Source organism: Candidatus Kaistella beijingensis, from assembly GCF_020084865.1.
Lineage (GTDB): Bacteria > Bacteroidota > Bacteroidia > Flavobacteriales > Weeksellaceae > Kaistella > Kaistella beijingensis.
Window position 1 is genome coordinate 74,998 of record NZ_CP071953.1, and the last position, 13,513, is coordinate 88,510.

The window sequence follows — 13,513 nt, forward strand, 5'->3', positions numbered from 1 at the left end:
TTTATTTCACATTAACTCGGAAATTATTATTTACAAAGTATTTTAGTAGGATTGAATTAAAACTTCAGTAGGAATTTTTAACTTGTCATGCAGATTCCTAATCATTTCTAAAGACAGTTTCCTTTTCTTGTTCAAAATTTCACTTGCTCTACTTTTTAATCCAATCACCGTTGCCAAATCATTTTGAGAATAGTCCAATTGCTCCATTCTGAATTTAATCGCTTCAATAGGGTCGGGTAAATTTATAGGAAAGAATTCATTTTCATAATTGTCAATCAAAATTCCCAAAATTTCAAGTTCATCACCTTCTTTGGTTCCTTTTTTTGCATCAAAAATTACCTCAAGTCTTTCTAATGCTTGATTGTAGTCTTTTTCGGTTTTTATAGGTTTGATTTTCATTTTTTTAAATTTCGTTAGCATCAATTTTGTCATACTCACCATGAGTTCCAATAAATCGAATCCAAACCATTTGATATTCGTAATTAATTTTTACAATTAGTCTGTAATTATTTCCCTTAATATTGAAGCAAATTCTGTTATTGTTAAGGATACTTGCACTTGGATATTCCGATTTTATTTCATTAGGATTTTTCCATTTTGCCTTACTTACTTCCTTGAACCACGCTTTAAGTTGCTGTTCACAATCAGAATGTTTTTCCCAAAACCCCCGTAATATTTTCTTTGCTATAACTCGCAATCCAATAATTTTAAGCAAATATAATACAAAATTCCCAAAACGGGAAATTTTATTTGAATATTTCAGTTTAAAGATTTTAAACGTTAAAATTTATAAACACTTAATGCAATTCACTAGGGATTAAACATTTACCATGAGAATGGTTTGATGGATTCTTTGGTACACTCCAACATGAATTATGATTTTTCCTGGGAGAAATCTGCGGAGAAGTATTTGGAGTTGTATGGGAGGTAATTTTTCCAAATCACTATCATTTTAATAAAATTTTTTTAATTGATCTATTTTTAATATACTCAAACATTCTTTTTAATTCCCCACAACTCCCATCAATGGTATTATTCTTGTAAACCTCTTATTTAATAAAAGTAAATTATGTTGGTTCCGAAGATTAATAAAACTCAAATTTTTCAACTATTTTTATTGGCGGCTTTTGCTGCTTTCGTTATTCAGTGCAAAAAGGAAAATCCTGTTTCGGAAGTGATCAAAGAAACCATTAATCCTAATTCAGATTCTACAAAAGTGGCGGAGCAAAATTCCATTCAACAGGAAGTTCCGCAAAAAACTAATAGTACTTACACCGCTTTTATCTTTCCCAAAAAGAAAAGAGATTCTGCGATGGCTGCTTTCAACAAACAGTTTTCGGAGGAAGAACGTTATACGATTTTGGCTTTAAACCGACTCGATTCTAAAAATAAATGGAGAGCCGACACACTCGCAATTCCCAATAAAATCGACAATACTTTAATGTCGTACACGCCGTTTCCAACTTATGTGGACAAATTGAAAGACGTGAAGAAAATCGTTTTTTTCTCGTATCCAATTCAGGCATATTCTGTTTATGAAAACGGGAAACTCATTAAATGGGGACCAACAAGCATGGGAAAAAAAAACGCGCAAACCAAACGCGGATTAATGCACGCCAACTGGAAGAAAGAACTCGCCATTTCCACCGTGGACAGCGAATGGAAACTGCCTTTCAACGTGAACGTTCACAATACTTTGGGAATCGGGTGGCATCAGTATGATTTGCCGGGATTTCCGGCGTCGCATTCCTGTTTGAGGTTGTTGATGGATGACGCAAAATTCATGTACGGTTGGGTCGATACGTGGGTTTTGAACAAAGGCGGTGCAACGGTAAAAGCGCACGGAACACCGGTCATCGTTTTCGGCGACTACAAATGGGGCGGGAAAAAACCTTGGAAAAATTTAATTGACGATCCGCATTCCAACGATATTTCGGTGGAGGAACTGAACGGAATCATTGAACCTGAACTTCCGAAAATTATGGAGGAACAGAAAAATAGAGAACAGGTCATTTCCGAAACTGCTGCAAAATCGCAAGAAGTTCCGGCTGCCTAATTTCGGAGGTATTGCAATAAAAGAAGCCGTCTCCTAACCAAAAGTGAGACGGTTTTTTTTTCAGAGATCTATTTTATTCCCTATTATTTTTTTTGACCTTATCAGCTAAAAAAAACTGTCGGTTTCGGTCTTTTAGAACTCCGTTTAGGTACCTGATATAAAATTTAGGGTTGGAAGCCGGAAACTATAGGTTGGTGAACGCAAAATTTGGGGTTATGAACCGCAATTCTACGGTTGGTGAACCTAAAATTTGGGGTTATATACAGAAAAATATATCTGATGAACGTATAATTTGAGGTTATGAACCGCAATTTTGAGTTTTTTAACCGCAAACTGTTGGTTTCCCAGACAAGTTCGAAAGTTTTCTGTGAGGATAACCTTAAAAGAAAACCGCCCCAAAATATTATTTTGGGGCGGTATGTTGTTTCTTATCTATTGCTCGTCGTCGTCTTCGTCGTCGTATTTTGCGAGTTCGTCGTCGCACCATTTGAAGGCGGCTTCTACAACTTTGGTTGCTTCGTCGGCCATGGTTTCTTCGTCATCGCCTTCCAAATCATCCAACCACTCAACTTCTTCCTCCTCTACATTCAGGATAAATCTTGGATATTCGGTATGAACAACAAATAAATCTTCAGGAAAATCTGAATTGTCGGCTAGTAAAAACTTTGGTAATTTCATCTGTTATCTATTTAATAATTTTTTAGGGTTCGGATTCAACATCAGCTATTCAATAATATTCTTAAAGGAAATATCATCGCGTGATGTTTCATTTTTCTAATGTATTATAACTTCTTCAAAGATAAAAATTTTATTGGAATTTATTCTTGTCGATTTTAATTTTTTGTAAAACTTTATACTCGGTTAAAACATTTTTCTGCAGCGTGTCTTTTGGTTTGAAAGTTACCGTCATATCTGGATTTACCGTGCTTATCAGTTCGGCGATTTGTATACGGTCCAGTTGTTCTTCGCTTTCCATATAAAATTTTAGCGGCTTGTTTTCGAGGTTTTCGAGTTTTAAAAATTGCTGAATCTGCCTTCTGTTCTCCAGATAATTTCCTTTAGAAAGCCATGTGAAAGCAAACCCCGTCATTAAAGACAAAGCGGTAATTCCGTAGGTTAATTTCCCGAAAACCTGATAAAGTTTCTTGAAATAAACCAACCAAATGGGAAACGAGAACGGCGCCAAAAGACGATAATCAATTGCATTAACAGAATAAAAATACTGTATAAAGTAAGAGCAGATAATTCCAATAACTCCACTGAAAACAAGAAACTTACCTGTTTCTGAAAGTTTGTTTTTGATGAATAAAAATGCCATCAACAAAATATTCAGAAATCCGAGCCCGAAAATTGCATAATTGATGAAGCCACCATCTGGCTTTGCAATATGCACAAATGGATTGAAGGTGGTGCAAAGTCCCTGAAAAAGCTCCACCAAAAGTTTAGAAGTAGGATGAAGACCGATTTCTAAAAACTGATCAACATACCGTTCATTGTAGTAATCAATAAATAAAAATTTGTACAAAACAACAAAAAGCAATCCTGTGCAACCTGCATAAATAAAGGTTTTCCCAAAAGGTTTTTTGAAATTTAAAATTCCGTAAAGCAAAACTCCACCAATAAAAAACAACGCAGAATACCGAATGTTGTACAACGCGATCAGTATCAGGCTTAAATAAAGGAAAGCTTTAAAACCTTTAATTTCTTCAATCATGATTTGTCTCCCTACATACAGGAAAACAAAAACGAACGGCAGAATCAACGCCTCGCTCATTGTATAAGAATAGATCGAGACAAAGCTGAACAGTCCGCCAATTAAAATGGTTTCTTTCAGATAAAATTTCTTTTTCCAGGCGAACCAAACGATAAAAAAGTAAGCCAATATTCCAACGATTTTGCTGCCCCAAAACTCACCAACTCCAATCAGTGCAAAAAATTTTAGAATTAAAGGGTAACCAAGTGGAGTAGTTGTATTATCAACCACAGGCAAAGCGTTCGAAGTTCGCATAAAACGAATTGAATCAGGGTTTGTTCTCCCTTTTTCGTTGAGCAGAAAACGCAAAATAATCATAACCAAAGTGATGAAAATTAAAGTGATTTGAATGCGGTTTTCAAGCAGTCTTCTTCTCATGGATTTTGTTGAAATTTTTTGGGAAAAATATTACTTCAGAAACATTTTCGAAACTTTTTCTGCTTTTTTGCTTTCGGAGTAATCATAAAAACCTTCGCCTGATTTCACGCCCATTTTTCCTGCAGTTACCATGTTTACCAACAATGGATTCGGTGCATATTTCGGATTTTTAAAGCCGTCGTACATCACATTTAGAATGGCCAAACAAACATCCAATCCAATGAAATCTGCCAACTGAAGCGGTCCCATAGGATGAGCCATTCCCAGTTTCATCACGGTGTCAATTTCCTCAACTCCTGCAACGCCGTTGTATAAAGTTTCAATGGCTTCATTAATCATCGGCATTAGAATTCTGTTCGCCACAAATCCCGGATAATCGTTCACTTCAACAGGAACTTTTCCCAAAGTTTTGCTCATTTCGTAAACCGCATCGAAGGTTTCTTTGGAAGTAGAATAACCTTTGATAATTTCCACCAGTTTCATGATGGGAACCGGATTCATAAAGTGCATTCCGATTACTTTTTCGGGACGTTTGGTTACAGAAGCGATTTTCGTTATCGAAATTGATGAGGTATTCGTTGCCAAAATGCAGTTTTCAGGAGCCAGGTCGTCCATCTGTTTGAAAATTTTCAATTTCAAGTCAATGTTCTCGGTAGCCGCTTCCACGATCAAATCTGCGCTTCCTGCTGCATCTTCCAACTTTGTGAAGGTGGAAATATTGTTCAAAGTTTCTGTCTTCTGTTCTTCAGTGAGGCTTCCTTTGGCAATAATTCGGTCGAGGTTTGCGGTGATGGTTTTCACGCCTTTTGCTAAAGCTTCCTCCGAAACATCTACTAAATTTACTTTAAATCCTGTTTGTGCAAAGGTGTGTGCAATTCCATTGCCCATGGTTCCGGCTCCGATTACGACGATGTTTTTCATGTCAATTGTTTTTCAAGCTTAATTTTTATTTGTAATTTATTTTCTTTTGATAAAATAGTCCCAAACTTTTTTAGAAATATCGGCTATGATTTTTTCGTTCGTCGCTTCATCTTCTTTAGAGTCGGAAACAAAAACCGAGATGGCGTAATGTTTCCCGTTTGGTAAAGTTACAATTCCTGCATCATTTGTTGCTGCGGTTACTCCGTTTTGTGTGGCGGAAGTCCCTGTTTTGTGGGCAACAACGGTGTTTTCTGGAAGTTGAGCAATTAAACGGTTTTTTCCTGTAGAAGCTGCTTCCATCGTTTTCATCAAAAATTCGGTGGATGTTTTCGACACGATTTTTTGGTCATAGAATTTTTTAAGGAGGTTGTTCATTGAATTGGTGGTGGTGTAGTTTTGATATTGAAAATCATTCACTTTGTGCATTTCTTCTTCATTAAATTTAATCGATAAATCTTTAACATCTTTACTGTTCATAAATTTTTGAACTTCCGGAGTACCACCTATAAGTCTTATTAAAATATCTGCACCGTTATTGTCGCTGTCTGCCACAGTAAATTTTATAATTCTGGAAAGTAATGTTTTTACGTTACCTTTCGGCGGAAGTTGTTCGCGCATTGGGCTCCATGTATTTTCCAAAAGCCACGGTCTTGCTATTAAAATTCTGCCGTCCAATTTAAATTCGCCTTTATCCACTCGATCCAGTACAGCCAATGCAATGTGGAATTTAAAAACACTTTGCATCGGCAATTTTTTATCACCATTGATGTTCAAATTTAAGTGTGCATCATCCAACGAAAGTACAGAAACCGCCACTGTTGCGTTTTTACCATCAATGATTTTTTTTAACTCTTTTTTTAGAGCAGATTTTTGTGCAAAACTCAATAAAGATAATGTGAAGAGTAGAAAAGTGAAAACTTTTTTAATCATTTTTGTTTAGTAATTTTTAGTGTAACTTTTACCTTCTTCCAAAAGTAGTGAATCACTTTCAGAAGTCTTAAATTTTGTTGGCAGATAATCTCTTTTTCCATCAATTCTGTTCAAAAAAACGGCGAAATGTAAATGTGGACCATTTGAAAATCCTGTATTTCCGCTATAGCCTATAAACTGTCCTTTCTTTACCTCATCGCCTATTTTTACTTCCGCACCGTTCAATTTTAAGTGAACATAATCGGCAAAAGTTCCGTCGGGATGCATTACCACTATTTTGTTGTTGAATTTTGCGCAGGAAATATTGGCGCAGCTTTGCGTATTGTTTTCGACCACCGCAACAACTTTTCCTTCTCTTGCTGCAAAAATTTTTTCGCCGGTTTTTAAGTTAAAGTCGAGCGCGTTTGCATTTTGGTGCGAGAATTTTCCGTTGTAGCCTTGGTAAATCAACTGCGTTTTTCCTTTCTCAAAAGGCAGGTCATAGATGTAATCTTTGTCATAATCTTTCTGCAAAGCATTTCCGAAATTGAAAGTATTGGTGTACGAAAAGGAATTTGCAGCATTTTGCTTGATCACCGTAATTTTTGCGATTTCAAATTTCTTCGCTTTCGCCGGAATCACTACAATTTGGTTACTCGGAAGCGAAGAAGTCATGTTCGACAGCTTAAAGTCAAACTTAGCCGACATCGGCATTTCCTCGTCATTGTCTGCGAAAATAATGATATTGCGATTTACCGTTTCATTGTAAAAACGGATGTTCCATTTGTTTTGGGAGAAAGCAAAACTTGAAAAAAAAAGAAAAAAAACTATAAAAATAGGTCGAATCATTAAATTAAATCTGAAATTGTCAACTTGCAAAAATGTACATCCGTCTTGAAAAACCCATCATGCAGCTCAAGAAATCAACTTCACGATTTCAAGCGCCACTTTTAAAGCTTCGGTTCCGTCTTCCAGGGAAACTTCCACATTTTTATTTTCGGTAATGGCATCGGCAAAACTTTCTAGTTCATCTAAAATGGCGTTATTTGGCTGAATGTTGGGATATTCAAAAATAATCTGATTTTTTTCACCTTCCGCATTTTCGATAATCATATCAAAATCAGTTGGATTTTCCGGAGCTGGTTTCATTCGGATAACTTCCGCTTTTTTCTCTAAAAAATCGACAGAAATATAGGCGTCTTTCTGAAAAAATCGAGACTTTCTCATGGCTTTCATCGAAATTCTTGAGGTTGTCAAATTCGCTACACAACCGTTTTCAAACTCAATTCTTGCGTTACAAATATCGGGCGATTTCGAAACCACAGAAACTCCGCTTGCGTGAATGTTTTTCACTGTTGATTTCACGATGGAAAGCAAAATATCCAAATCGTGGATCATCAAATCCAAAACCACGGAAACATCCGTTCCGCGCGGATTGAATTCCGCCAAACGGTGAATCTCTATAAACATCGGGTCTTTGATGAAATCTTTAGAGCCAATAAAGGCGGGATTGTATCTTTCAACGTGTCCAACTTGCGCCTTGATCCCGTGTTCACGGCATTTGTAGAGGATTTCTTCTGCCTGTTTCAAGGTTTGGGTAACCGGTTTTTCGATGAAGAAATGTTTTCTATTTTCAATTGCCTTCATCGCATAATCGTAATGATAAACGGTGGGTGTTACAATATCGAGCATGTCGATTTCGTTCAACAAATCATCAAAATTCGCATAATATTTGTAACCGAATTCGGCTTCAAGTTTTTTTCCGTTTTCAACATCCGCATCGTGAAAACCTACCAATTCATATTTTTCCGACTGATTCAGCAATCTCAAATGGATTTTTCCCAAATGTCCTGCACCGACTAAACCTGCTTTGAGCATAGAAATTTAATTTTTTCAAAGATAATAATTTGGTACGAGATTCGGGATACGAGTTTCGAGGTCGTAATACGAGATATGAGATTCATTTTAACAGATTTGAAATTTGAGGTCAACTGATTTAAGTTTTGCGATTTTCACTTTTATATGGTAGTTTTGTTTTTTATACAATCTCAAAACCCGAAACTCGCATCTCGCAACCCGAACCTCCAATGAATGACTCGTTTTTACACAAAGGAAAAAGGAAAATCCTCGTTGAATATCTCCGTGAAAAAATCGGGATTTCTGATGAAAATGTTCTAAAGGCAATGAACGAGGTTCCACGTCATCTTTTCCTGGAAAGTATTTTTGAAGATTTCGCTTATGAAGACCGCGCTTTTCCAATTTTGGCGAAGCAGACGATTTCCCACCCTTCAACGGTTGCGGAACAAACCGAACTTTTAGGATTAAAAGAAAAAGAAAAAGTCTTAGAAATCGGAACCGGAAGTGGTTATCAAACTGCAGTTTTAGTCGCTATGAATGCTTTGGTCTATACCGTTGAACGACAAAAAGACTTGCACGATTTTGCCCATAAAAAGCTTCGGGAGCTTCATCTTCGTCCAAAATTTCAAAGTTTTGGGGATGGTTTTGCGGGTTTGCCGACTTTTGCTCCTTTCGACAAAATTTTGGTGACCTGTGGCGCAGAAATTCTACCGACCGAATTGCTTCATCAACTCAAAGTTGGTGGAAAATTGGTCATTCCGATGGGACCAACTCACGAACAAATTCTCTATCGCTTCACCAAAAAGTCTGACAAGGAATTTGAGAAAGAGGAATTCGGGGCGTATAAATTTGTGCCGATGTTGGGTGATACGAATCATTAAAATTGGGTTACATGATTTTCAAATCTCAAAATAGCGACCTTACTTTCAAACTGATTTTCGGTAGCGTTTATTTGTTTTTGTTTGGAATTGGAATATTTGGCTATTTTCAAACAAATAATTTTAATGAATTTATTGCTCCTTTTTTAATTTGTGTTGCCATTTTATTGTTAAGTGTTTTGATTTTTTATAGATTGAAAATCAGTATTGATGGACATTTTCTTACAGTCAACTGTTTCATAAACCTTTACAAAACTGAAATCAGAAATATTACCAAAATCCGAAAAGGAGAAACCTTGTGGAGCGGAATTCACAAATATGGAACGCGTACAAAAGGTTTGATTATTTTTTCGAAATTTAAAAATGATTTGTACATCACACCCGAAAATGAGGAACTTTTCTTGAAGAAAATTTTGGAGATTAATCCGGGAATTGTGATAGAAAGAGTTTCGAACCACTGATTCCGATATTAAAAATAATATGGAATTTGTTAAGAAAGATTTAGAAATCTTTATCATAGAAAATTTTGGAATTGAAAATATTTTACCACCCCGTCATTAACAAGTTAATGACACCATCCAAAGAAGGGGAATAACCTTCCCGTCTTCTAAAATTCTATGAATTTTAGATTCCACCCCTCCAAAGGAGGGAATTACCCCACCTGACAAAAAATACCTACCAAATTCGTCTTTTCAATTTATAGATTGTATTTTTGCACATCATTCAAAAATATAATTCCGACAAGTTTGTCCGAAATTAAATTATCTCATGAAAAAATTACAGAATATTCTTATTTCTACACGAACGATGGCGGTTTTGCTCCTGGTTTATGCAGCAGCAATGGGTTACGCCACTTTTCTTGAAAACGATTACGGAACACCAACCGCTAAAGCTTTAATTTATGAGGCGAAATGGTTTGAGTTCGTAATGCTTCTTTTAATTCTGAATTTCATCGGAAATATTTCAAGATACAGACTGTGGAGAAGAGAAAAATGGCCGGTTTTGGTTTTTCACCTCTCGTTTATTTTGATTTTTATTGGTGGTGCAATTACACGATACATCAGCTACGAAGGAATTATGCACATTCGTGAAGGAGAGACTTCTAACTCGGTGATTACGGATAAAAATTTCTTTAAAATTCAAATTGAAGAAAAAGGCGATGTTCTTAATTATCAAGATGTTCCGTATTTGATGTCGCCACTTCACAAAAATTTCAAGGCGAATTATGATTATCACGGAAAACAAATTTCTGTAAAGGCAACCGATTTTATCCAAAGAAAAAAAGACAGTTTGGTAGCCGATCAATCGGGTGAAGAATTCTTGCATGTCGTTTCTGCGGGACAAAAAGGAAGAGAAAATATCTATATCAAATCCGGCGAATCCAAATCGGTTAACGGAACTTTGGTGACTTACAATCGTCCCATTGAAGGCGCTGTAGAATTTAAAGATGACAACGGAAATTTAATGATTAAAACTCCTGTTGATGCAGAATTCATGACGATGGCAACTCAAGCGACAGGTGCAACAAAAAAAGACGAATTCCAACCATTGGCTTTGAGAAGCTTATATACAATTAATGATTTGCGTCTTGTTGTTCCAGAAGGTTTGAAAAAAGGAAAACTCATTGCTTACGAAGGCGACCGCAAAAAAGATAAGGATGTTCCCGACCAATTGACGGTTGAAGTTCAGGGACCAAAAACGAAACAACTCGTAAATCTTTCTGTAGAAAAGGGAAATCCAAATGCTTTCAAACAAATTTCTATGGATGGGATGAACATTATTCTAGGTTTCGGCCCGAAAGTTTATAACACGCCTTTCTCTTTAAAATTAGATGATTTCGTGATGGAGACTTATCCGGGAAGTTCGTCACCAAGTGCGTATGAAAGCCACGTTCAAATAATCGATAGAGGCAAACAAACGCCTTATAAAATTTACATGAACCACGTTTTAAATCACGGCGGTTACCGATTTTTTCAGGCAAGTTTTGATCCCGACAGACAAGGAACGGTACTTTCTGTAAACCACGATTTTTGGGGAACTTTGATTACCTATATTGGATATTTCTTCCTGTTTACAGCGATGTTCATCGTTTTCTTTTGGAAAGGAACTCATTTTTGGAAACTCAATAAAATGCTGAAAAATGTGAACAAAAAAAGAACGCTTTCCGTTTTGTTGATTCTTTTAAGTTTAAGTTTCAACGCACAAAAAATTGAAACGCACGGAACTGACGACGGTTCAGGAAAACAGCAAAAACATTCTTCAAATGACGGACATGACCACGGAAATGCAGACGCAGCTTTACTATTGGAAACGAAACCCGTGAAAGAACAAAACTCTCTGGCGTTACGTTCTCCGAAACCGATTTCGCCAGATGAAATCATTGCGAGAAACAAAATCTCAAAAGAACACGCCGATAAATTTGCCTATTTGTTGGTGCAAAACTATGAAGGGCGAATTGTTCCGATGAACACGCAAGCTTTGGATGTTTTAAGAAAACTTTACAAAAAAGACAGCTTCAAAGGAACCGACGGAAAAAGCTTAACTGCAAATCAGTGGTTTCTTTCCATCAATACCGATACTGCAAGCTGGACTATGGTGCCGATTATCAAAGTTGGAACAAAAGGTGGAGATGAATTGGCTAAAAAAACAAAAGCCAACGAAGACGGTTATACGACTTTAATGTCGCTTTTTCCTGCAGATGCACAAGGAAATCTACATTATGTTTTAGAAGACGATTATCAGGAAGCTTTCCGGAAAAAACCGGCAGAACAGACCAATTACGACAAAGAAGTTATCGCCGTAAATGATCGTGTTCAGGCTTTCAACGAATTTTTCAGCGGACAGTTTATGCGAATTGTTCCCGTCCAAAACGATCCGAATTCAACATGGCATTCTTGGCTAGACCAAAAATTTGAACCGGATATGGAATCTCAAAAGGTAATGGGTCCTTATTTTTCTGAAGTTTTGGCAGCTCAAAAATCAGGCGATTGGAGCAAAGCAGACGCTGAACTGGTGAAATTGGAGCAATATCAACAAACTTGGGGGAAAAATGTTGTTCCGCCAAAATCAAAAGTTGATTTGGAAGTGTTCATGAACAAAGTAAATATCAACTTTCATCTGTTGATTTTCTACACAATAATTGGCGGACTATTATTGTTGTTAGGATTTATCGAACTTTTCAAACCCAATAAAATCATCAACAAAACCATCAAAATTTTAATTATGATTGGTTTGGTCGGATATTTTGCACAATTTTTAGGATTGGTTGCAAGATGGTATATTTCCGGTCACGCTCCTTGGAGTAACGGTTACGAAGCAATCATCTTCATTTCATGGGTGGGAATTACCGCAGGTTTGGTTCTGTACAGAAATTCAAACGCACTAATTCCTGCAGCAGGATTTATGGTTGCAGTGATTATGATGGGATTTGCACACGGTGGTTCTGCGCTTGATCCGCAAATTACTCCTCTTGTTCCTGTTTTAAAATCTTATTGGCTCATCATTCACGTGGCGATTATTACTGCGAGTTACGGATTCTTCGGCTTGTCGATGGTGATTGCGGTGATTGTTTTGTTTTTCTATATTTTTGCCAACAAAAAAGTTTATAAAATTCATCACGACCATACCGTCAAAGAACTGACAATTGTCTCAGAAATGTCTTTAACCATAGGACTCTATGCACTTACTGTCGGAACATTTCTTGGCGGAATTTGGGCAAACGAATCTTGGGGAAGATATTGGAGTTGGGATCCGAAAGAAACTTGGGCATTCATTTCCGTGATGGTTTATGCATTCGTTCTCCACATGCGACTGGTTCCCGGTTTGCGCGGAAGATGGGCGTTTCACGTTGCCGCATTATTTGCGATTTCGAGCGTGGTGATGACCTATTTCGGGGTAAATTATTATTTGAGCGGACTGCATTCTTACGCAGCAGGTGACCCGATTCCTGTTCCGCTGTGGGTTTATCTCGGTTTGGTGTTTATGGTGACTTTATCCGTTGTCTCTTATTTGAGGTTTAGAGAATTACAGAAATCTTTGAAGATTAAAGCATAACAAAAACTTCCCGGAAATAATTTTTCGGGAAGTTTCTTTTTGGAGCAAGAAGTTTTTGTCTTCTTTTAGAAATCAGTCCCGTTTTCCGCACTCGCTTTTTTCTGCGGCGGCGAAGCCGCCGCAGAAAAAGAGCTCAAACAAATGCTGCAACCGGGGCTAAAAACTTGTTGATGTTTGTCTTTTGAGGTGACCAATATTGGGAAAAATTAGCTGTATCAATAGGGGCGGGCTTTAGCCCGCTTTTAAAAATCAAGTCCACTTGGCTTTAGCCTAAATTTATTATTTGTTTGAGGGAATTTAGTAATCTATTGCAATTATCTTCACCTATATAAACGTTCTTCAAATGATCCAAAAAATTTCGCTACCTTTATAAAAAGAACAAAATGTCAGAATTAGTTTCCCTTATTCAATCATCATATCTCTACGAAATCGAACTCGCAAAATCAAAGCTCGCTTCAAGAGAAATCCCAAGTTACATCAAAAACGAATACGTCAATAATGTCGCAGTTTTTCCGATTGCTCAAAACTACTACTTAATGGTGAGCGAAAGAGATTTTGAAAACGCCCAAAATATTCTCGAAGAAGACGATTCTTTAGACGACAACGAGATACTATGATTTGAGATTTTAGCATATCCATTAAGTGGAATTTTTGTTTTAAAAGAGTCAACTTGGCTTTTTTTACTTTTGTCTTGGCTCTTATTTTCTT

At 36.7% G+C, this 13,513-nt stretch carries 13 protein-coding genes; 5 read left to right on the forward strand and 8 right to left on the reverse strand.

The window, feature by feature from the left end:
• Nucleotides 1-42: 42 nt before the first annotated feature.
• Together J4771_RS00280 and J4771_RS00285 are read right to left on the reverse strand one after the other, a co-directional pair.
• Entirely contained in the window at nt 43-399 is a 357-nt protein-coding gene (locus J4771_RS00280) for a helix-turn-helix domain-containing protein (RefSeq protein WP_224135497.1), read from the reverse strand.
• Nucleotides 400-403: 4 nt separating this feature from the next.
• Nucleotides 404-697 carry a type II toxin-antitoxin system HigB family toxin gene (locus J4771_RS00285; protein ID WP_224135498.1) on the reverse strand — a complete coding sequence of 98 codons (294 nt, stop codon included), beginning with the start codon at nt 695-697 and terminating at the stop codon, nt 404-406.
• Nucleotides 698-1,069: 372 nt separating this feature from the next.
• Between J4771_RS00285 and J4771_RS00290 the strand changes: the two genes are divergently transcribed.
• Entirely contained in the window at nt 1,070-2,056 is a 987-nt protein-coding gene (locus J4771_RS00290; RefSeq protein ID WP_224135499.1) for a L,D-transpeptidase, read from the forward strand.
• Nucleotides 2,057-2,488: 432 nt separating this feature from the next.
• On the opposite strand, the gene J4771_RS00295 is transcribed toward J4771_RS00290, so the two are convergent.
• From J4771_RS00295 to J4771_RS00325, 6 genes are all read right to left on the reverse strand, one after another.
• Nucleotides 2,489-2,734, reverse strand: coding sequence for a hypothetical protein (locus J4771_RS00295; protein WP_224135500.1), 246 nt, complete (start codon nt 2,732-2,734; stop codon nt 2,489-2,491).
• Between the two features lie 130 nt (nt 2,735-2,864).
• Entirely contained in the window at nt 2,865-4,187 is a 1,323-nt protein-coding gene (locus tag J4771_RS00300; protein WP_224135501.1) for a hypothetical protein, read from the reverse strand.
• Nucleotides 4,188-4,217: 30 nt separating this feature from the next.
• On the reverse strand, nt 4,218-5,108 hold the full coding sequence (locus J4771_RS00305) for a 3-hydroxybutyryl-CoA dehydrogenase (RefSeq protein ID WP_224135502.1): 891 nt from the start codon (nt 5,106-5,108) through the stop codon (nt 4,218-4,220).
• Nucleotides 5,109-5,144: 36 nt separating this feature from the next.
• Complete coding sequence (bla, locus tag J4771_RS00310; RefSeq protein WP_224135503.1) at nt 5,145-6,038, reverse strand: class A beta-lactamase, subclass A2; 894 nt, start codon at nt 6,036-6,038, stop codon at nt 5,145-5,147.
• A 6-nt stretch (nt 6,039-6,044) separates the two neighbouring features.
• Nucleotides 6,045-6,866 carry a M23 family metallopeptidase gene (locus J4771_RS00320; protein WP_317196356.1) on the reverse strand — a complete coding sequence of 274 codons (822 nt, stop codon included), beginning with the start codon at nt 6,864-6,866 and terminating at the stop codon, nt 6,045-6,047.
• Nucleotides 6,867-6,932: 66 nt separating this feature from the next.
• A complete protein-coding gene (locus J4771_RS00325) occupies nt 6,933-7,895 on the reverse strand; it encodes a Gfo/Idh/MocA family protein (protein WP_224135504.1) in 963 nt (320 codons plus the stop codon).
• 209 nt (nt 7,896-8,104) lie between these two features.
• On the opposite strand from J4771_RS00325, the gene J4771_RS00330 reads away from it, so the two are divergent.
• The 4 genes from J4771_RS00330 (at nt 8,105) to J4771_RS00345 (ending at nt 13,422) form a co-directional block, all read left to right on the forward strand.
• A complete protein-coding gene (locus J4771_RS00330; RefSeq protein ID WP_224135505.1) occupies nt 8,105-8,755 on the forward strand; it encodes a protein-L-isoaspartate(D-aspartate) O-methyltransferase in 651 nt (216 codons plus the stop codon).
• 11 nt (nt 8,756-8,766) lie between these two features.
• The gene (locus J4771_RS00335; protein ID WP_224135506.1) at nt 8,767-9,213 is read left to right on the forward strand and encodes a PH domain-containing protein; all 447 of its coding nucleotides are present in this window, start codon (nt 8,767-8,769) and stop codon (nt 9,211-9,213) included.
• Between the two features lie 307 nt (nt 9,214-9,520).
• Nucleotides 9,521-12,805 carry a cytochrome c biogenesis protein CcsA gene (gene ccsA / locus J4771_RS00340; RefSeq protein WP_224135507.1) on the forward strand — a complete coding sequence of 1,095 codons (3,285 nt, stop codon included), beginning with the start codon at nt 9,521-9,523 and terminating at the stop codon, nt 12,803-12,805.
• 383 nt (nt 12,806-13,188) lie between these two features.
• A complete protein-coding gene (locus J4771_RS00345; RefSeq protein WP_224135508.1) occupies nt 13,189-13,422 on the forward strand; it encodes a putative signal transducing protein in 234 nt (77 codons plus the stop codon).
• Nucleotides 13,423-13,513 lie beyond the last annotated feature (91 nt).

Bases quoted from the DNA above. Each gene is read 5' to 3' on its own strand.
- J4771_RS00280 (WP_224135497.1), bottom strand. From the start codon at position 399: ATGAAAATCAAACCTATAAAAACCGAAAAAGACTACAATCAAGCATTA.
- J4771_RS00300 (WP_224135501.1), bottom strand. From the start codon at position 4,187: ATGAGAAGAAGACTGCTTGAAAACCGCATTCAAATCACTTTAATTTTC.
- J4771_RS00295 (WP_224135500.1), bottom strand. From the start codon at position 2,734: ATGAAATTACCAAAGTTTTTACTAGCCGACAATTCAGATTTTCCTGAA.
- J4771_RS00325 (WP_224135504.1), bottom strand. From the start codon at position 7,895: ATGCTCAAAGCAGGTTTAGTCGGTGCAGGACATTTGGGAAAAATCCAT.
- J4771_RS00320 (WP_317196356.1), bottom strand. From the start codon at position 6,866: ATGATTCGACCTATTTTTATAGTTTTTTTTCTTTTTTTTTCAAGTTTT.
- J4771_RS00305 (WP_224135502.1), bottom strand. From the start codon at position 5,108: ATGAAAAACATCGTCGTAATCGGAGCCGGAACCATGGGCAATGGAATT.
- J4771_RS00345 (WP_224135508.1), top strand. From the start codon at position 13,189: ATGTCAGAATTAGTTTCCCTTATTCAATCATCATATCTCTACGAAATC.
- bla (WP_224135503.1), bottom strand. From the start codon at position 6,038: ATGATTAAAAAAGTTTTCACTTTTCTACTCTTCACATTATCTTTATTG.
- J4771_RS00290 (WP_224135499.1), top strand. From the start codon at position 1,070: ATGTTGGTTCCGAAGATTAATAAAACTCAAATTTTTCAACTATTTTTA.
- J4771_RS00335 (WP_224135506.1), top strand. From the start codon at position 8,767: ATGATTTTCAAATCTCAAAATAGCGACCTTACTTTCAAACTGATTTTC.
- J4771_RS00330 (WP_224135505.1), top strand. From the start codon at position 8,105: ATGAATGACTCGTTTTTACACAAAGGAAAAAGGAAAATCCTCGTTGAA.
- ccsA (WP_224135507.1), top strand. From the start codon at position 9,521: ATGAAAAAATTACAGAATATTCTTATTTCTACACGAACGATGGCGGTT.